This window comes from Arenibacter palladensis (assembly GCF_900129275.1).
In the GTDB taxonomy this organism is placed as follows: Bacteria; Bacteroidota; Bacteroidia; order Flavobacteriales; family Flavobacteriaceae; genus Arenibacter; species Arenibacter palladensis.
The window spans coordinates 167371-187888 of record NZ_FQUX01000002.1; the positions used below are offsets into that span (position 1 = coordinate 167371).

Annotated in this window: 17 protein-coding genes; 8 read left to right on the plus strand and 9 right to left on the minus strand. The window is 40.8% G+C overall.

Features of this window, described 5'->3' with window-relative positions:
- Positions 1-231 precede the first annotated feature (231 nt).
- Positions 232-921: an arylesterase gene (locus tag BUA60_RS06765; RefSeq protein WP_072861588.1), complete on the minus strand. Its 690-nt coding sequence runs from the start codon at positions 919-921 to the stop codon at positions 232-234.
- 71 nt (positions 922-992) lie between these two features.
- Between BUA60_RS06765 and BUA60_RS06770 the strand changes: the two genes are divergently transcribed.
- Positions 993-1682, plus strand: a complete 690-nt coding sequence (locus tag BUA60_RS06770; RefSeq protein WP_072861012.1) for an ABC transporter ATP-binding protein — start codon at positions 993-995, stop codon at positions 1680-1682.
- A 47-nt stretch (positions 1683-1729) separates the two neighbouring features.
- Entirely contained in the window at positions 1730-4228 is a 2499-nt protein-coding gene (locus BUA60_RS06775) for an ABC transporter permease (RefSeq protein WP_072861589.1), read from the plus strand.
- A gap of 96 nt (positions 4229-4324) precedes the next feature.
- On the opposite strand, the gene BUA60_RS06780 is transcribed toward BUA60_RS06775, so the two are convergent.
- From BUA60_RS06780 to BUA60_RS06795, 4 genes are all read right to left on the minus strand, one after another.
- Positions 4325-4837: a MepB family protein gene (locus BUA60_RS06780; protein WP_072861013.1), complete on the minus strand. Its 513-nt coding sequence runs from the start codon at positions 4835-4837 to the stop codon at positions 4325-4327.
- A gap of 47 nt (positions 4838-4884) precedes the next feature.
- Positions 4885-5850, minus strand: coding sequence for a metallophosphoesterase family protein (locus tag BUA60_RS06785; RefSeq protein WP_072861014.1), 966 nt, complete (start codon positions 5848-5850; stop codon positions 4885-4887).
- Between the two features lie 234 nt (positions 5851-6084).
- Positions 6085-6897 carry an HpcH/HpaI aldolase family protein gene (locus BUA60_RS06790; RefSeq protein ID WP_072861015.1) on the minus strand — a complete coding sequence of 271 codons (813 nt, stop codon included), beginning with the start codon at positions 6895-6897 and terminating at the stop codon, positions 6085-6087.
- Between the two features lie 38 nt (positions 6898-6935).
- Entirely contained in the window at positions 6936-7901 is a 966-nt protein-coding gene (locus BUA60_RS06795) for a D-2-hydroxyacid dehydrogenase (protein WP_072861016.1), read from the minus strand.
- Positions 7902-8569: 668 nt separating this feature from the next.
- Between BUA60_RS06795 and BUA60_RS06800 the strand changes: the two genes are divergently transcribed.
- From BUA60_RS06800 to BUA60_RS06825, 6 genes are all read left to right on the plus strand, one after another.
- Positions 8570-9388: an alpha/beta hydrolase gene (locus tag BUA60_RS06800; RefSeq protein WP_072861017.1), complete on the plus strand. Its 819-nt coding sequence runs from the start codon at positions 8570-8572 to the stop codon at positions 9386-9388.
- Between the two features lie 110 nt (positions 9389-9498).
- On the plus strand, positions 9499-10638 hold the full coding sequence (locus tag BUA60_RS06805; RefSeq protein ID WP_072861018.1) for a glycerate kinase: 1140 nt from the start codon (positions 9499-9501) through the stop codon (positions 10636-10638).
- A 41-nt stretch (positions 10639-10679) separates the two neighbouring features.
- A complete protein-coding gene (locus tag BUA60_RS06810; protein WP_072861019.1) occupies positions 10680-11540 on the plus strand; it encodes a phosphoenolpyruvate hydrolase family protein in 861 nt (286 codons plus the stop codon).
- A 7-nt stretch (positions 11541-11547) separates the two neighbouring features.
- Positions 11548-11958 (plus strand): cupin domain-containing protein, encoded by a 411-nt coding sequence (locus BUA60_RS06815; protein WP_072861020.1) that lies wholly within the window; start codon positions 11548-11550, stop codon positions 11956-11958.
- A gap of 79 nt (positions 11959-12037) precedes the next feature.
- Complete coding sequence (locus BUA60_RS06820) at positions 12038-15379, plus strand: PVC-type heme-binding CxxCH protein (RefSeq protein ID WP_084532517.1); 3342 nt, start codon at positions 12038-12040, stop codon at positions 15377-15379.
- A 175-nt stretch (positions 15380-15554) separates the two neighbouring features.
- Positions 15555-17018 (plus strand): potassium/proton antiporter, encoded by a 1464-nt coding sequence (locus BUA60_RS06825; RefSeq protein WP_072861022.1) that lies wholly within the window; start codon positions 15555-15557, stop codon positions 17016-17018.
- 140 nt (positions 17019-17158) lie between these two features.
- Here the strand turns inward: BUA60_RS06825 and BUA60_RS06830 are convergent, their stop codons facing one another.
- The 4 genes from BUA60_RS06830 to nirD form a co-directional block, all read right to left on the minus strand.
- Positions 17159-17533, minus strand: coding sequence for a DUF7009 family protein (locus tag BUA60_RS06830; RefSeq protein WP_072861023.1), 375 nt, complete (start codon positions 17531-17533; stop codon positions 17159-17161).
- A 100-nt stretch (positions 17534-17633) separates the two neighbouring features.
- Entirely contained in the window at positions 17634-19481 is a 1848-nt protein-coding gene (locus BUA60_RS06835; protein ID WP_072861024.1) for a sensor histidine kinase, read from the minus strand.
- Between the two features lie 30 nt (positions 19482-19511).
- Complete coding sequence (locus tag BUA60_RS06840) at positions 19512-20099, minus strand: DUF4202 domain-containing protein (RefSeq protein WP_072861025.1); 588 nt, start codon at positions 20097-20099, stop codon at positions 19512-19514.
- A 24-nt stretch (positions 20100-20123) separates the two neighbouring features.
- Positions 20124-20501 (minus strand): nitrite reductase small subunit NirD, encoded by a 378-nt coding sequence (gene nirD / locus BUA60_RS06845; RefSeq protein ID WP_072861026.1) that lies wholly within the window; start codon positions 20499-20501, stop codon positions 20124-20126.
- Positions 20502-20518 lie beyond the last annotated feature (17 nt).

The window sequence follows — 20518 nt, forward strand, 5'->3', positions numbered from 1 at the left end:
TTTCATTTGCCCCAAAAGTGATAGATATTTTGTCTGGAAAGAAATTTTTAACCCACATGTAGACTCGCACTGAATAGCAATTATATGAGGCGAATATAACCAAAAACTGTACCAAGAAGCTTCCTTTAAGTTAGCCAATCTATATGATTTATTACTTCCCATTGATTCACTAGGTAAATGGATAATTCACCTAAAGACAGGTAGGATCTTCTTCAAACCCACAAATAAACCCTACTCATTAATAATTTCGGCAATTATAGGCCATATGTTATTGGCTATAATCTTTTGTCCTTCGGCTGTTGGATGAATACCGTCCGGTTGATTTAGTTCTGGATTTCCAGCCACATCCTCCAAGAGAAAAGGAATTAGGCCTACATTATTTTTTTTGGCAAGATCTGGAAATATATCCTTGAATTCACTGGTATAATCCTGACCCATATTGGGAGGAATTTGCATTCCAGCCAAAATAATGGTCGTATTGGGATTTTTTTGTTGCACCACATCTATGATTTCCTGTAAGTTTCCACGGGTTTCTTCCAGGGATATACCACGTAGACCATCATTGGCCCCAAGTTCCAGGACAAAAACCTCTATATCGGCATTAAGTACCCAGCCAAGCCTATTTTTGCCGCTAGCCGTTGTTTCACCACTTAAGCCTGCGTTAACTACTTTATAGGGCAGTTGAAGGGAATCTATCTTCTCTTGGATCAAAGCGGGAAAAGCTTCATTGGGGTCAAGGCCCATGCCGGCAGTAAGACTATTTCCAAAGAACAAAATCACCTTGCTTTCGCTTTTGGTCTCCACCTTGTTTTCAATGGCCTCTTCCACTTTTTCTCCAGCATCGGCCTTCTTGGTGGCCATATTTCCACAAGAAGTGAAAAAAATGAATAATAAATAAGAAAATCTTAACAAGGTTCGCATGGGATATTGGATTAAAATCAAAATCATTTCAGTATTTTGCCTACTTAGGAAAATCACGAAATAGAAATTATATGGCAAAGATATTAAACGTAAACAATTTAGGGAAAATCTATACGAGTGGCTCTAAAAAACTTACGGTATTGCAAGATATTACTTTTGACGTAGAGGAAGGGGATACTTTTTCCATAGTAGGCCCTTCTGGGAGTGGGAAAACTACCTTGTTAGGTATATGTGCGGGACTGGACCAGCCAGATTCGGGCACGGTGACCTTGTGCGGTACAGCACTAGGAAGTTTAAACGAAGATGAAAGGGCCATACTGCGCAATAGGAATATAGGTTTTGTTTTTCAGGATTTTCAACTTTTGCCAACACTAACCGCTCTTGAGAATGTGGCCATTCCGCTGGAATTAAGGGGAGATAAGAATGCCATGAAGAACGGGATGGAACTACTGGACAAGGTAGGTCTTCAAAATCGATTTCATCATTACCCATCCCAACTCTCAGGTGGAGAACAACAGCGTGTTGCTTTGGCCCGGGCATTTTCCAACAATCCATCCATATTATTTGCCGATGAGCCTACCGGTAATTTGGACGCGGAAACAGGCGAAAAGGTAATACAATTGCTTTTTCAACTTAATGCGGATGCCGGCACCACCTTGGTAATAGTTACCCACGATCTGGAATTGGCAGCCAAAACAAAACACATATTAAGGTTAAAGGGTGGTAAAATTATTGCCAACCAAGAAACAACGGCATTGTGAACGAATATAATATCAATTCCAAGTCCGGGTTCCAATGGCTGCTAAAAATGGCATGGCGCGATGGAAAGGCAAGTAAAAGGAAACTTTTTCTTTTTATGGCTTCAATTATTATGGGGATTGCCGCAGTAGTCTCTATCCAGTCATTTGGTGATAATCTTAAAAAAAATATCTCTTTACAGTCCAAATCCTTAATGGGGGCCGATTATATTATCGACAGTAGAAATCCACCAAATGAAATGGTTTTGGGAATAATGGATTCCCTTGGAGGTCCTGATGCCAAAGAAATAAATTTTCCATCCATGGCGGCTTTCATAAAAACAGGAGCTTCCAAATTGGTACAAGTTCGCGGAATAGAAGGAGGATTTCCTTTTTATGGAACACTGGAAACATTACCTATATCAGCAGCGGATAACTACCAACAAAATGGTGGGGCTTTGGTAGACGCTACTGTTATGCTGCAATATAACCTACAGGCAGGAGACAGTATTAAAATAGGGGAAGTTACCTTTCCAATTTCCGGGTCATTAAAATCAATACCCGGTAGCTCTGGGCTGTTCAGTTCTGTGGCACCGCCCGTAGTGATTCCCTACAGGTTCATTAAGGAAACCGGATTGATACAAAAGGGTAGTAGGTTGGATTACGAATATTATTTCTTCCAGCCAAATACAGATCTAGACAAACTGGATAAAAAATTGGATCCAATATTGGACGCCGAGGGTGCCGATTTGGATACCCATACCTCTACGAGTGCCAATTTAGGTAGGAGATACGGAAATTTTGGAAAATTTCTCAATCTGGTCGCTTTTATCGCCCTTCTTCTGGGGTGTATTGGAATTGCAAGTGCCATCAACATTTACATAAAGGAGAAACTAAGATCGGTGGCTGTTCTTAAATGCTTGGGAGCAACCAAAAAGCAAACTTTTTTAATTTATTTACTACAAATTGCTGCACTTGGATTGATAGGGGGAGCCATAGGTACCGCATTAGGAATAATTTTACAACAATTATTTCCATTACTTCTGGGGGACCTATTACCGGTAGATGTACAATTGACTTTGGCCCCGAAGGCAATAGTCATGGGGCTTCTATTGGGCCTTTTCATGTCTGTCCTTTTCGCACTCTACCCTTTAATGGGTACCTTGTATGTTTCCCCACTTCAAGCTTTAAGGGTACAGGAGGTGGATAGATCAAGGTCTAGACGGGGGCTGATTTTGGTCTCATTGGCCATTTTATCCTTCCTATTTCTCTTTTCATATTGGCTATTAAAGGATTGGAAATATTCCTTGTCCTTTGTTGCCGGCATTGTAGTTACCTTTTCCATTATGACCGGTTTGTCGGCACTGGCAATGAAAACAATAAAAAAATACTTTCCTAGATCCTGGAGTTTTACTGCCCGTCACAGCTTATCCAACCTCTTTAGGCCACAGAACCAAACCTTGACCTTGGTCTTGGCAATTGGCATTGGAACCTTTTTAATCAGCACCCTATATTTTACAAAAGACTTCTTGTTGGCCAAATCTACCATAGGGACAGATGCCAATAGCCCCAATATAATTCTTCTGGATATTCAAACGGAACAGAAAGAAGCCGTAGCCAATACCATACGTAACGACGGACATCCCGTGTTGACCGATATCCCTATTGTTACGATGAGGGTAAACAGTATAGAAGGTAAATCTGTAAACGAGATCAGAAAGGATACAACATCCACGATAAACTCTTGGATATTGAACCATGAGTTTAGGGTAACCTATAGGGATAGCCTTATCGCCTCCGAAAAATTGGAATTTGGGGAATGGGTGCCAAAAGTAACCTCGAGAGAGAAAATACCTATTTCCGTGAGTGATAATTTTGCCAGGGATGCCAAGGTGGAAGTGGGGGACGAGCTAAGCTTTAATGTACAGGGGGTAATCATGAATACCGTTGTAAACAGCATTAGAACGGTGGATTGGGGCAGGATGCAGCTAAACTTTTCCATTGTATTTCCCTTGGGTATTTTGGAAGAGGCTCCACAATTTACTGTGCTCACTACCAATGTGCCCGATGAAAAATCATCGGCAAAGTTACAGAAGGAATTGGTTAGGGTATTTCCCAATGTATCCATTTTAGATATAAGACAAATTTTAGTGGTAATCGAAGGCTTGTTGAACAAAATATCTTGGATAATTAATTTTATGGCATTCTTCAGCATCCTTACGGGAATAATCGTACTAATGGGTGCAGTTAGAACCAGCAAATATCAACGAATACGTGAAAGTGTGCTACTAAGGACTATTGGAGCCAGGAGCAAACAAATACTTAAAATAGTGGCATTGGAATACTTTTATTTGGGAGTTTTGGGAGGTTTGTCCGGAATTTTGCTCTCCTTGGTAAGCAGCCAGTTACTAGCTTATTTCGTATTTGAATCAGCTTTTACACCTTCCTTATTCCCATTTTTAGTGTTATTCCCAGGAATTACATTACTGGTCTTGATCATAGGATTAACCAATAGTAGAAGTGTCATTAAAAGTCCACCATTGGAAGTATTGCGAAAGGAGGTTAGATAGCCTAGACAGGAACGATTTATGCCCTTTTTGGTAATCTAACAAGTAGGAATGGAGATGGTTGCAGATAACAAAACATAGTTTATAGCTTGGTTATTTTCACTGAAGTTGATAAAGAACTTTTGCTTTGTCGAAGTCCGTTTTTGAATGTTCTTCAATTTCCAAATAATATTCCATTTGCCATTTCCGGGTAGATTGGGCTGTTTTGTTGGTGGGCAGGGACCAGGGAGGATAAACGCGAAAACCTCGCTTCCCCTCTTTTTTATGGTGGGATACTATTCCTTTTTCCATTAAGACGCCCTTAGGGAAAATAAATTGTCCTTTACGTGGCCCTTCTTGGATATTTATTACGAATAAATCTCCCTCGTCGGAGGCTTCGTATGGAGTGGTTATGCCATTGGCATTTCTTTTCCATAAGGTTACGAATTGTCCTATTTTCTTTGGAGTGATTTTAGCCTTTCTAGCTACAACCTTTAACCCATTTAATTGAAATGAGCAGGCTTCATATTCTTTACTTTCCTTATCCAGCACATGGTTTGAAACCTTTAGACCGCAAGGCACATAGACTTCCTCTATAATAGTGGTCCAATCCGTATTTGTTGTAATCTTCATTTTGATAAATTACCCCAATTCGTAACTACTTAGCAAGCATTTTAACACTATATGTGGTTTTCCGCCAATTTAAGTCTTTCGGCTTCCCAACCATGGTCCACATATTCCCATGAAAAATCGCTTCCACTTACCCTGATTTTTACAAAGCCCTCCTTGGTGTTGTGCCTTCTACCTTTCCATCCATTCCCCGCAATAGAGCCTCCCGTTAAAAAATGAAATCGATCATTGATGAATCCGTATTCCTTCCAATGAATATGTCCTTGCAGAACCAGCTTTAAATTATGGCCTTCCAATATCTTGAATACCTCAGAAGCATTATTGACCGTTCTACTGCCTTCACTGCCGTTTAATTGGGAATAGGTGCATATCATAGGGATATGGGTGGTAATGATAATGGGAGTGCTTTTATCCACCTTTGCAATGTCTTCCTGTAACCATGCCAACTGTTTTTCATGAAAGATGCCCTGATATCTTTTGTTTTCTGTTACATCCAAGGAGTTCAAGGTTATAAAATGCCAGCCTTTATGATCAAAAGAGTAGTAGGTGTCTCCAAAATGTCTTTCCCACATTCCGTATTTATAATCGGGATGGTCTTCAGATTCCGGACTTTCCTCATAGATGGCAAAAAGGTCGTGATTTCCGATACAGTTATAAACCGGCATATTAAAGCCCTTGCTCATCTCTTTATACAGGGTAAACAGAGATTCACTCTGTTCATAATTACCACGCATGGTGTCATATACCAGGTCCCCCCCGGTAAGTACAAAATCAGGATTTAATTCATTTACCTTGTCTATGGCCATCTGAAACCCTTTGGGTGCATTCATTTCCGGTTTAATGTGTATATCCGTTAGAAATGCAAATTCAAACGCATCCTCTTCTTCTTCTTCTATTACTTGCTTTTCTTTTGAACTTTCACAGGACAACTGTGTAAAGGGTATGGCTACAGCTGCCAAGCCCGATTGAAGCAAAAACTTTCTTCTGCCATCTATGTCTTTCTTTTTATCCTCCATGACTTACTTTTTATTTAATTCATCTTGGTTTATAATCCAAATCTTGGAAACTTGGGGACCTTCCTCTCCAAGCTGATGATGTTGGCTCCACTCAAATTGAACATTTGTCCCAAAAGATCAGATGGAATAACAAAAACAAACAGAATTGAGAATATGGATAGTTTAAAAATCCTGTTCATATAAATCAATTTAATAACCTAATAATCAACTTTTTAAAACACATCACCTATATTATTAAATGGCCAGCTCGCTGCCTGTGGACAAATTGTGGCTATCTCCTACCGCCTTTTTAATAATACCCATATCTTCAGCGAGTTTTTGTCTAAAAAGTCGCATATCCGAACTGTGCAATACAATATTGGCACCTTCCTTCACCCATTTTATCTGGTATTCAGGATGGGCGGGAAAATGTATTCCTGCGGCAAGTCCTTTTGCCCTTGCCTTGTGTATTATTTCTTTAACCGTCCTCTCAAAATCAGGGTGTTCATATTGTTCCGGTAATCCCATGTTTATGGAGAGATCGTGGGGGCCAATGACAATACCGTCCAAACCGGGAACACCAAGTAGCTCGTCCAATCTCTGTACGGCTATGCTACTCTCTATGTTTATGAAACATAAACTGTCCTGATTAAAGTTCTGCAAATAAGATTTTAGTGCCGGCAATAATTCCTCTTTCCCTGTAAGCACCTTCTGAAGTCGCTCGCCCTTTAAAGGCCTATATTTGGTAGCACCTACCATTTGCTGTACCTGAGATTCACTTTCAATATAGGGTGCAAGGACACCTACAGCCCCAGCATCTTTGGCCATACAAGCGGCATAGGGGTCAGGACTTGGTATACGGACAATGGGAGCCACACCGTGAGCACTATATACCTGACATAAAAAAGTCAGCTCCGTCCTGTCCAAGGGAACATGCTCCGTATCCAGAAAAACAAAGTCCAAACCAGTACCCTTTACCACCTTTGACCAAATGGGGGAAGTAGACAAAATACAGATCCCGTAAATATTTTGGTTGTTGCTCAACTTTTGTTTAAGGTTCAGTGCCATTGGTTGGTATTTAACGTTCCCTGAAAAAGATTATAAGATTAATTATTTACCACATTGATCGGATTTCCCTTTATAAAAGCTTCTAAATTTTCTTGGGCCGTACTCAACAATCTATTCCTAGCCTCTTTTGAGGCCCATGCGATGTGAGGTGTGATGATACAATTATTAGCCTTTAATAATGGATTATCCCTATCTATAGGCTCTTTGGATACAACATCTATGGCCGCACCAGCTAATTTTTCATTGTCCAGAGCTTCCTTCAAATCTTGCTCTTCGATCAATTGTCCACGCGATGTATTAATAATCATGGCGCCCTCCTTCATTTTGGCAATATTGGAAGCACTTATAATACCTTCGGTTTCCGGGGTAAGCGGACAATGTAAGCTTATCACATCCGATTTGGCCAAGAGCTCTTCCAAATCTACCTGTTTACAAGTGTCGCTTTCCAATTCAGGTTTCCTTCTACTCCCTGAAGTTAAAATATTCATCCCAAATGCCTGGGCCAATTTGGCGGTAGCTTGCCCAATTCTGCCATAACCAATAATACCCATGGTTTTGCCGTCCAATTCTATTAGTGGGTAGTTCCAAAAACAAAAGTCCTTGCTTTTGGACCATTCCCCATCTTTAACGGCACGATTGTGTTCTCCTACATGATGGCACATTTCCAATAGTAGGGCCATAGTCATCTGTGCCACGGCAGTCGTTCCGTAGCCAGGTACATTGGTGACCACAATACCTAATTCTTTGGCGGCATCCACATCCACGACATTGTAGCCTGTGGCCAACACCCCGATGTATTTTAGTGAAGATACTTTATTCAAAACTTCTTTTGGAAGAGGTGTCTTGTTTGTAAATATTATCTCCGCATCTCCAATAGCTTCAATAATTTTATTGTTCTCATATTCAGTTCGATCATAGATGGTAAGTTCTCCAAATTTTTTAAGGTTCTCCCAACTAAGATCTCCTGGGTTTAAAGTGTATCCGTCTAGAATAACAATTTTCATATTTTATGGTCTAATTAATTTATAGGTAATTAAACGTCACAGAAATGGCTCCAGGGTTTTTCATAAAACTTTAATTTCCGATGAAAAGTAATTTATACCTTCTTCAAACAGCCATTTTTTTATATAAACCATACATTTAAGTTAACAACAACAAACATCTGGTTATTAATTAGTTTAGAATATTTTTTTTAGACAAGCAGAACAGTACTTACAAGGTCCTCCTACACTTATCCATTAAACAATGAAACCAGGGCTGAAGATGATATAAGTACGGGCAGCACTAACTTCAATCCTTGTTCCGTCTTATCCCAATTTTATCAATCCAACAAAATTTACCTTAGAGTACTTGACGTTTCTTACAAATATAAAAGATATCATTAGGGTTTACTAGCCTATATTTTATCGAATTCAGATTAAATATTGACATTCCCAATATATAATCGATGTTCATATGCACGCTACTAGGTTTTATCCATTCGGCAAATCCAATAGGAATAACACTTTACATGATTGAATTACAGCAAAATGATTAATTTCCTGTCGAATAAGGTATCCATTCTAAATCTATTATTGTTATTTACAGAGAAAAGGATAATTTTTTTAATCTGTTTTTATGATATTAGAGGAATATTCATAACCATATAACCAACCTAAACCAGAGTTAAGCTATGAAAAAGCTTGTCATTTATATTTTTTTGGCAGTATTGCCCTTTTACGCCAGTGCCCAGGCCATTAATTATAAGACCATAGAAAATGTATACTACTACGATTCCCAAACAGCAGATCAGACTTCATACATGAAAGAAAAGAGTCTTTTGGATATATATTATCCGGAAGGGGACAACAAAGTTCCAGTGGTTATCTGGTTCCATGGAGGAGGTTTAACTGCCGGCCAAAAGGAAATTCCATTGGCTTTAAAAAATAAAGGATTTTGTGTAGTTGGGGTAGGGTATAGGCTTTCACCAAAAATAGAGGCCGAAACCTGTATTGCCGATGCTGCTGCAGCCATTGCTTGGGTATTTAAGAATATTGGTCGTTATAACGGCGATTCAAGTCGGATATTTGTTTCCGGACATTCAGCAGGGGGTTATTTGGCCTTAATGGCCATTATGGATAAAAGCTGGCTAAAAAAATACAATTTGGATTCGGATCTGATTGCGGGACTAATACCATTTAGTGGGCATACCATTACCCATTTTACTATAAGAAAGGAACAGGGTATTCCTGGGGAACAACCTATAATTGATAAGCTAGCGCCCTTGTACCATGTAAGAAAAAATGCGCCACCTACCTTATTGATTACCGGGGATAGGGAAAAAGAGATGCTGGGACGTTATGAGGAGAATGCCTATTTTTATAGGATGATGAAAGTTGCCGGCCATCAGGACATTACCCTATACGAAATGGACGGTTATGGACACAATATGACCGAACCTGCCTTTCCGTTATTGGTTGATTTTGTAAAAGTGAAAGCGAATGTGGAGTAGAAAGAATTCATCTTTTTAAAAGGGATATAATTTTTCTCATGCCAATATTTTGTACATTATTCCCTTGTATTTATGAATTAAAAAAATAACCCGGAGCCAATCAAACTATAATGAAAATCGTAATTGCCCCCGATTCTTTTAAGGAATGTCTATCAGCACAGGAAGTGGCCAGCCATATTGCCTCAGGAATTCGGAATATAGTCCCTAATGCTGAAATCTACGAAATCCCTATATCGGATGGTGGTGAAGGTGTACTTGAAGCGCTTATAAATGGGGTGGGGGGCCGTAGAATATCAGTTTCAGTAATGGATCCCCTTATGCGTCAAATAAAGGCCGAATACGGTATTTTAAAGGATGAAAAAACAGCTGTTATCGAGATGGCCAAAGCCTCTGGATTGGAATTGCTCAAGGAACATGAAAAAAATCCTTTATTGACTACAACCTTTGGTACTGGACAATTGATCAAGGATGCATTAGATAAGGGTTGTACTAAAATCATTATCGGTATTGGAGGGAGTGCTACCAATGACGGTGGTGCAGGGATGGTCAGGGCGTTGGGAGCTAAATTCTTGGATGATAAGGGAGAAGAAATCCCAGAGGGAGGTGGAGGCTTGGAAAGATTGAAGACCCTAGATCTGTCCAATTTTGATAAAAGAATTCAAAATTGCGAGGTAGTAGTTGCCTGTGATGTATCCAATCCCCTTACCGGGGAAAAAGGCGCTTCCATGGTTTATGGTGGCCAAAAAGGTGGTAGTAAGCAAGATTTGGAATTCTTGGATAGTAACCTTGCCCATTATGCCAATAGGATTAAGGCCAACCTTGGTATCGACATCTCCCACATTCCAGGGGCAGGGGCAGCAGGTGGTACTGGCGCGGGTTTAATGGCCTTTTTGGAGGGAAAACTGGTAAATGGAATAGAATTAATTCTGCAGACCATTAAAATAGAAGAATTTATAAAACAAGCCGACCTAGTCTTTACCGGCGAAGGTAAGATAGATGGGCAGACCCTGCATGGCAAAACTATTTCAGGAATTGCGGCAATGTCAAAAAAGCACAAAGTACCTGTAATCGTAATTACTGGAAAAATAGGGGACGGAATTGAAGAAATATACAATCTAGGCGTCAATGCCGTGTTTTCCATAGTAAATCAGCCTATGGAGTTAAGACAGGCTATGGACCAAGCCCCGGAGTTAATTAGGAATTGTTCTAAAAATATAATGGCCGCGATTATGTGCACCAACAAGAATTAATATCAAAATATTTATAAAAAAAGTAATTAAATAAAACAATTATGCCGAATCCATGGACGGGGAAAGGAAACCCCTACACAAAACAAGAAGTTAGAGATAGATTACAAGCAGTAGTAAATCAAAAAAAAGCCATTATTGCGGCCGGTGCCGGAACCGGGATCAGTGCCAAATTCATAGAGAAAGGTGGCGCGGATTTAATAATAATTTACAACTCGGGCAGGTTTAGAATGTCCGGACACGGTTCCACTGCCGGTATGATGGCCTATGGGGATGCCAACGCCGTGGCCATGGAGATCGGCGAGTTCGAAGTTTTGCCCGTAGTGGAGGAAATTCCCGTTATCTGCGGTGTGCACGGAAGCGACCCACGAAGAAGGATGTGGCATTTCTTGGGAAAAGTAAAGGATATGGGATTCTCAGGGGTAAATAACTTCCCAACACATTCCATAATCGATGGCCATTTTAGAAATGTCCTTGAAGAAACCGGAATGAGTTTTCAAAAAGAAGTGGATATGGTGGATCTGGCTACCAAAATGGACTTGTTTTCCATTGTATATGTGGGCAAACCGGAAGAGGCCGTACAAATGGCCGATGTGGGTGCCGATGCCATTATTGCCCATGTAGGAACAACCGTCGGGGGATCCATTGGGGTTACCAGTGCCACCGCCTCCATGGACGATGCGTTGGAGCGTACACAAAAAATTGTGGATGCCGTAAAGAAGGCCAATCCGAATGCATTTTTATTGGCCCACGGCGGACCGATCAATACTCCAGCCGATGTAAAATACGTGATAGAACATTGCAACGGCCTGCACGGCTTTGTGGGGGCATCGTCCTTGGAAAGAATGGGCATAGAACAATCCTTGACCAATTTGACCAAGGAATTCAAGGCATTGACCCTATAGCTCGAGTATGGAAAGGAATTGGAAATTTGTCAAGGAAAAAGACCAAATGTTCGAAAAGGCCTTTGGTCGGGACCATCATTGGCATTATCATCCCGAGACCATAAAACAGGCCGACTCCTATATGGTAAAGGTGGTGATGCCGGAAGGCGGCGGACACAACTTTCACGTTCATCCCGAAATGCATGAAATTCTTTATGTACTCAAGGGTACGGCCGAACAATGGATAGAGGATGAGATGCAGCTATTGGAGGAGGGTGACTCGGTCTATATCGGTGCCAATGTTGCCCATGGCACTTTTAACGCTGGAGAGGGGGAATTGGAATTTTTGGCCATCCTGTCACCTCCAGAGGGTTGGGAAGCCGGCACCGTGGATGTAAGCGAAAATACACCTTATTCGGAATATCGACCACGGATTTGATAGAGTATTACATTCTTTGTTACGATAAACCATGGACTCATAAATATCCCTACTGAACAATAAAAATAAAATGTAAAAAATGAAAAATATAACCGCTTATCTTTCAATGCTATTATGTGGAATGGCACTTTTATCCAGCTGTTCAGGGGAAAAAGAGCCGCCCCCTCCACTGACCTATACGGGAGAGAACCCAAGGGTCCAGAATCCTTTAAGTCCGGAGGATTCCCAAAAGCATATCCAACTTCCGGAAGGATTTAAAGCGGAGCTATATGCCGCTGAGCCCAATATTATCAACCCAATAGCCTTTACCTGGGACGAAAGGGGCAGACTTTGGGTGGTACAATCCAAGGACTATCCTCACGGACTGGCCAACGATGTTGGAGGTGATAGGATCACTATTTGCGAGGATACTAATGGGGATGGCAGGGCCGATAAATTTACGGATTACGCCACCGAGCAAAATCTAACAACGGGAATCACCTTGGTAAAAGGCGGGGCCATTGTTTCCCAAGCTCCCAATATGGTCTTTTTGGAAGACACCGATGGGGACGACAAGATGGACAAAAGCACTGTGCTGTTCAATGGTTTCGGAACCTGGGACACCCATGCAGGGCCATCCAACCTGCGCTATGGGCTGGATAACATGATCTGGGGTTCCGTTGGGTATTCAGGGTTTGAAAATCAGTTTCAGGGAAAACCGATAGAATTTAAGATGGGCGTTTACAAATTTGCCAAGGATGGTTCCTATTTTGAACCGGTGGGCCAATTCAACAACAATACCTGGGGACTTGGTTTTAACGAGAATTTTGAAATATTTGGATCTACCGCCAACAACAACCACTGTTGTTATGTAGGGATTCCTTTGAAACACTATGAGTATTTAAAAAAAATGCCTTCCTGGGCGGTCAATGCCGATTTTATCCAAGGTCACTATGAAATTAGTCCAGTAGATACCATTCCCCTACAGCAAGTAGATGTACGAGGAGGGTATACGGCCGCTGCCGGTGCCAATTTCTATACCGCGCGAAACTATCCGGAAGAATATAGAAATCAAATGTATGTTTGTGAGCCTACCGGACATCTGGTGCATATTGCCAAAATAGTCAATGATGGGGCAGGGTACAAGGAGGTCGATGGCGGCAATATTTTTGCCAGTACCGATGCATGGACCGCACCGGTCTTTGCAGAAACCGGACCCGATGGAAATTTATGGGTGGCGGATTGGTACAATCCCGTAATCCAGCACAACCCTGACAAACGGGGAATGGACAACCAGATCTGGAACGCGGACAAGGGAGAAGGCAACGCCCATAATAATCCATTGCGCGATTATGGACACGGTAGGATCTACGTTATTACCCATGAAGATGCTGATGATTCGGAGATCACTTCCTTAAATCCGGAGGATGACAAAGAACTACTAAAAGCCCTAAAAAGCGATAATATGTTCTGGAGAACTACGGCTCAACGTTTGATTGTGGAGAATAAGAAAGTATCGCTTATCCCGGATTTGATCAAATTGGCGGGTGACAATAACAATATTGATCAAAGTGGACTGAATGCCGGTGCCCTGCACGCCCTATGGACTTTAAAAGGCCTGGGCGCACTCAATGGTTCCAATGCACAAGCCAACGAGGTGGTCCAGAAAGCATTGACCAATAGTTCCTATGGCGTAAAACGAGCTGCACTGGCTTTGTTGCCTGCTACCAAAGAAAGTAGTGAAATCTTGGCGCAATCCGGCCTGTTAAGTAGTCCGGACCCGCAGATCAAGCTTGCCGCGGTATTGCGTGCAGGGGAATTACCGGAATCCAACGCACTCTACACCGAAATAGAAAAATTATCCAAAGACGATGTCATCACCTCGGACAAATGGCTCAATGCCGCATTAAAAATCTATTTCAGGGAATTGAACTTCCAGGAGGTAGACCCATCTACAGTAGTCATGATAGTACCCTCGGCCGAAGAAAAAAAATCTACATGGAAATATACTACCGACAAGCCTTCCGATAACTGGACGAAATTGGAATTCGATGATTCCGATTGGAAAAAAGGAGCAGCCAAGTTTGGAGGTAATAACATGAAACAGGTGAACACCCTTTGGAGCAGCTCTGATATTTGGATGCGACAAGAAGTGATCATTGCTGATGAAATATCGGAACCTGTAATCAAAATAGCCCATGACGACGATTATGAAGTTTTTGTAAATGGTCAACTTTTGATATCGGAAGCGGGTTCCAGCGAGACTTACAAGTATATAAAGCTCGATAGCGACAAAGGTGATCTGTTTAAACAAGGAAAGAACCTAATTGCTGTCCACTGTGTGAATACCGGTGGAAATCAACACATTGACATGGGCATTGGCAAGGTAGGCAAGATAAAGGCCGATGTAACCTTTGTCCTCAATACCGTAAATCAGGAGATGGCCTTTGATAAAAAGACACTTCATGCCACAGCGGGTCAGACCGTAGAGATCGTCTTGAACAATAAAGATCAAATGTCCCATAACTTAGTGGTCATCCAACCTGGCAGTTTGGATACTTTTGGGGCCATGGTAGATGGGTTCCTAAAGAATCCTGAAGCGGAAAAAATGGGCTATGTGCCCAAATCGAGATATGTACTTGGAGCAACGGATATGTTGACCCCGGGCGTAACAGGGTCTGTAGTGTTCAAACTTCCGGATACTCCCGGTATATATCCCTATGTCTGTACTTTTCCCGGGCATTGGCGAATGATGCAAGGGGTGATCATAGTAACGGCCCCGGGATCCTATATTTCCGAGAATAAGGAAGCCCTAAAAATAGCTGCAATGGGCGGGGGCGGTTCCCATGACTTCCTAAAGTTTTTTGGCATCACGGATGGAAAGATTCTCAGTGAAGGTGGCAAGAACACGTTTATGTACACGGAAAATTCAATGGAATTGGGAACCTTGCTCCCGACGACTGATGTACTGGTATTGAGCAACAACAAACCTTTGGACAAAATTACCAGAAATGCCATTATGTCCCGTGTAAACGAGGGGAAAATGAATATGCTTATCTACCATCCAAGTACTTGGTACAATTGGGAGGACTGGCCGGAATACAATAAGACCTTGGTTGGTGGGGGCTCCAGGTCCCATGAAGACCTTCAGGAATTTGAAGTAAGGGTGGTTAAACCAGATCACCCCATAATGAAAGGCGTTCCCTCCAAATTCAGGATCGTGGACGAATTGTACCGATGGGAAAAGGACCCTGAAGCGGAGATAGAAGTTCTAGCGGTAAGTAGGGGCTTAAAATCCGGGGAAGAATACCCTACGGTCTGGGTCGTAAAACATCCCAAGGCGAAAATTGTAGGGAATACTCTAGGTCACGATGAAAGGGCACATGGGCATAAGGCCTACCAAACTATTTTAAAAAATAGTGTGGATTGGGTAGAAGACTAGTTTAGGACGGTATTGCAATTTAGACATCATCATGAACTAAAGGAGGGTTCAAGGGCAAGGAAGAATATTTTAGGTAAAATCATTTATGCTGTGTAATTAAACCAATATTCGGATTTTAATTAAAATCTTGAATAAGAACCCTTATTTTTACGGAAATACAATTTAGTTCCGCATAATGAATTTAACCATAGAAAATATTGTTCTGGTCGGATCAATACTACTTTTCATAAGTATTGTTGTTGGTAAGACTTCCTATAAATTTGGGGTCCCTACGTTGTTGCTCTTTTTGGCCATTGGAATGTTGGCTGGTTCCGATGGCATTGGTGGAATACGTTTTGATGACCCCAAAATAGCACAATTTATTGGTATTGTATCCCTAAATTTCATATTGTTCTCGGGTGGTCTCGACACCAACTGGGAAGCCGTTAAGCCCATTATAAAGGAAGGCTTGGTCCTTTCCACATTGGGTGTCTTGTTGACCGCCCTGTCCTTGGGCACCTTTGTCTGGCTTATAACCGACTTCACCATATACGAAAGTATGTTGCTAGGTTCCATTGTTTCTTCTACCGACGCTGCTGCCGTATTTTCCATTTTGCGATCCAAGAGTCTGGCCTTAAAAACCAATCTTAGACCCACTCTGGAATTGGAGAGTGGTAGTAACGACCCCATGGCCTATGTATTGACAATCGCTTTTTTGACACTGGTAGTTCATCAGGATCAGAGCGTTTTTTCCATTATACCTTTATTTTTACAACAAATGATTTTGGGCGGGGCGGCAGGTTTTGGTTTTGGAAAACTGAGCAAATATATAATCAATAGCATTAAACTTGATTTTGAAGGGCTTTATCCGGTATTGGCTATAGCGCTAATGTTTATTACATTTTCTGCAACCGATTTTGTAGGTGGTAATGGATTCCTGGCCATCTATATATGTGCCGTATATCTTGGCAATCAGGATTTGATACATAAAAAAACCATCCTAAAAATGTTCGATGGTTTGGCGTGGTTAATGCAAATTGTTCTATTCCTAACCTTGGGCTTATTGGTATTTCCTTCGCAAATTATTCCGTACATAGGGATAGGCCTACTTATTTCATTATTCCTTATTCTGGTTGCAAGACCCGTTAGCGTATTTCTTAGCCTGATTTTTTTCAAAATGCGAATGAAAAGGCGATTTTATATTTCGTGGGTAGGTCTGCGTGGAGCGGTTCCTATTGTATTTGCGACTTATCCTCTTTTGGCAGGAATTGACAAGGCAAATATGATTTTCAATATTGTATTTTTTATCTCGGTAACCTCTATATTGATTCAAGGAACCACACTCTCCATTGTAGCCAAATGGTTGGGAGTGGCCATACCGGAAAAAGCCAAAAGGTTAACAACTACTGATTTACTATTTGCAGAAAATCCTAAGACCATTATGAGAGAAATTGCTGTAGGCACTGATTGCTATGCGGCAAATAAAAAAATTGTAGAATTGGGTTTCCCCAAGAACGCTATAATTGCCATGATCAAAAGAGGGGACAAGTATATTACCCCAAACGGATCCACGGAAATTGAAAGTGATGACACCTTAATTGTCCTAGCTGACCAACAGAGAATCATAGACGAGGTTTATAAAACACTAAGGATAGAATAGTAAAGATTCTTTAAATTATTTCACACTAGCTTCTAATGATATGTTTCGTCACAAATAATAACTTAACAAACTTAGTAGGAAACTGATGTGGGAATGTAGAATATTGTTTTGTGTATTTACTTAGCTCTAAGCGATTAGTACTATTTCCTTTTATTCATCAAGGGATTGGGGTAATTATCGGATTGATCTTCTATAGTTTCATCTAAACAGACAAAATCCTTTTCCAAAAGTAGAAATAGCTCCTTCCCGTTCCCCAAGGCAATGGTGTTTTGAAACCCAACACGATCACTATTGGCCCAGGCCAATTTATCCTTTTCTGGCAGGTACATGCTGATAGTGTCGTTTTTAAAATCGGCTTCCAAGTGGCTAATATGTTCCTTGCTCTGCAAGACATATTTAAAGATGTGGTCCTTAAATTCTGTCTTCTCCTCATAAAACCCCACTTTGCTAAAGGTTTCTACCTCCGTCTTGGTAAGTCTATAGCGAATTGAATTTCCTTTTATCCTTATTTTCATTTTCAATCTAACTTAAATCATCAACCTCCTTCCAAAGATGCTATTGCCATGCTTTAATGTGAAGTCACTTCGATACAGAACAAAATCCATATATGGAAAACTATTCCTGCCTATCAATATATTCCTGGCCATCCGTCTTGTAATTAATGGTAACCCTAGTACCTTTACCAGGAATGGAATTAATAAAAAGACGTCCGTTGATATAGTTCATCCTCTCCTTCATAAAGAAAAGCCCCATACCTCCTTCGCTTGTATTTTTTGGAACCTTCCCCAAAATAGAATCGTCAAAACCCTTACCGTCATCATCAATGACAACACTTAAAATATTGTCATTATAGTTAATGGTCACTAAAATAAAATTGGCCTCGGCATACTTAATGGCATTATTTACCGCTTCCTGTACTACCCTATAAATATTGGTTTCTGCCAAGGAATTAAAACGAATGTTCTCATCGGTCTTATTTTCAAAGAGTATATTTTTACCGGTAAGCTTGGAGAGTTCATGGGTCATTTTGTGCAATGCGGGAAAAATACCATGATCACTAAGTTCAGGAGGGGTCAGGTTAAAGGTTGCGGTGCGCACCCCTTTAATCAAATCGCTGGCAAGACTTTTAATATATTCTATTTTCTCGGCCGTTTTTTCCTTATTGGATAGATTTATCGATTCTATATTAAACTTCAATGCCGTTAACATTTGCCCTATGCCATCGTGGATATCCTTGGCAATCCTTTTGCGCTCTTCCTCCTGACCTTCAACAATCTGGCTGGCCTGCAACTGCTTTTGCCTCATGGTCTCTTCGTAATTGGCCTGGGTCAACTGTGCTACTTTCTGTTCGTTCTGCTTTCGTTCGGTTATATCCGAGCACAATATTAAAATAGACTGCTGGGCACTTGACTGGTGCATTGGGATAATGGACATATCCAACCAGAGCGACTCCCCTTTGGCCGTCTTTATCCTTATCTCTTCGGTCCTGATATTTTTCCGATTGCTCTTTAATACTTCCGCCAAGTATTGCTGTTGCCCTTCATCCGTTGTCAATATTTCGTATAACGGCCTGTTTATATCTTGGTCGTTACGGCCTAAAAGTTCATTGAACTTTTTACTGATAAAAACAACATTTCCATCTTGCTTGGTACTGGCGAAAAGTGCTGCATTATCTATAACAAAATTGAGCTCCTGTAATTCCTGTAAGGATTTTTCCTTTTCTTGAAAGAGTTTTTTAATCTCCTTGGCACTGTCATCTGATTTTCTTTGCGCGACAATTAAATTCTTGATGGTGTTTCTAATTTGAAGGGAAAGTGGTTTAAATATGAACAATATCTCCAAAACCAATATAAGGAGCGATATGGCCAACAATAAATATTCCTTGTACTTTAAATTCTGTAAATGTGTTTTACTTAGGACATCGTATTTATTGACAATGGTGTCCATCATCTTCAAAAAAGAACGCTCATTTTCCAAAAGTATATCAACATACGACTGGTCGGGATTTGATTTCCCTGAATCCTTAAAATCGGATATAATATCTTCCACAGCACCTACCATGGCATTATAATGAGGGTTTATATTCTGAAAGAGCACTTGGACTTCCTCATTCTCTGCCTTCGAAATACCCATAGCCACATCACTCTGTTGAAGTGCTTGATGGGATTCTTTCCAAACGGTCAAGGTTTCCCCTAATTCTGCAAATATTTGATTTCTCTCCTCAGGATCGGATATTTCCTTTAATAGCAGTACTTCCTTGGTCAATTTTTGACTATAGGCCCTTTGCCTACCCGCAACGTTGATTACCTTTGAGTCGTCCAGTTGGGAATTTAAATGGTGCTGAATTAATATCTGGGCAACAATAATACTTAAGGCTATAGTAGCCAATGCAAATAAATACCACTTCCGGATCCTTTGAAAGGTGGTAGTATCCAAGGGTGGAAGGTATTTATTGTCGTTCATTTCCCAAATGGTGTTGCTTAAAATAAGACCCTATGCCTCTAGTGCTTTGCCTATCAACTCCAGGGAATCCTTTGACAAGGGTAGTTTTAACGCTGCATCATGACCTTTCTTGGACATTTTACGCCAAGTTTTTTGCAGGATATCAATTAATTTTTCTTCAGGATATTTATGCGAAAATGGTTCAAAATAAAATTCGAGGAATACGAGGCAAATTACATCTTCCAAGGTCTGTGTCTCCGCCTTTTTTTTAAGTTGTTTCTTTTCCAACAAAAAGGCTACCATATCTATCATTTCTTGATCATAACCCACTTCCCTGAGAATGGCACTAGCCTTTTTTGCATGAAATTTTTTAAGATCCTTCCTCCATTTTAAATAGCCTGTCCTGTTCATTTCATAGGACTCCCTAGGAATTTCCCACCTACAAATATGCTGACACCTTGCTGTAAGCTGTAAGGATTCTGGAGCCTCGGGATCAAATGCATTCAACTTTTCTGTCATTCTCATGGCGTACAACAGTTCCTTGGGATACTCCTTTCCCTGCCAAACTTCTATATTGGGATCATTCGCATTTGCTTCGTCAAATAACGGGAAGGCTCTTTTTAATTTATCTGAGGCCATATTTATCTTTGGTTTTTCCCAAAGCTATTCAGAAAAACCAATATAAACAAAGTCGTCCTCTATTTTAACCGGATATGTTGCTATGCTGCTCAAATCCCCATTGAGATGCTTTCCCGTTTTTAAGGAAAAAGAATTTTTATGCAGCGGACAGGCAACCTTAGGTTCTCCTTGATCTTCCCCTATCATTCCCCTGGAAAGCACCATTTCCATTTTATGGGGGCATAAATTCTGGCAGGCATACCAGGTGCCTTCCCTTGTGAAGTTAAAAACCGCAATTTGCATTCCCTTATATTTAACACAGGCGCCACCATTTTTGGGAAATTTTTCTACCGGGGCAGCCTTAAACCAAAGACTCACTTTTTCTGGCTCCACTGCTTCGTAAGTGTTTAAAATTGAAATCATCTGTCTATATTTTTAAA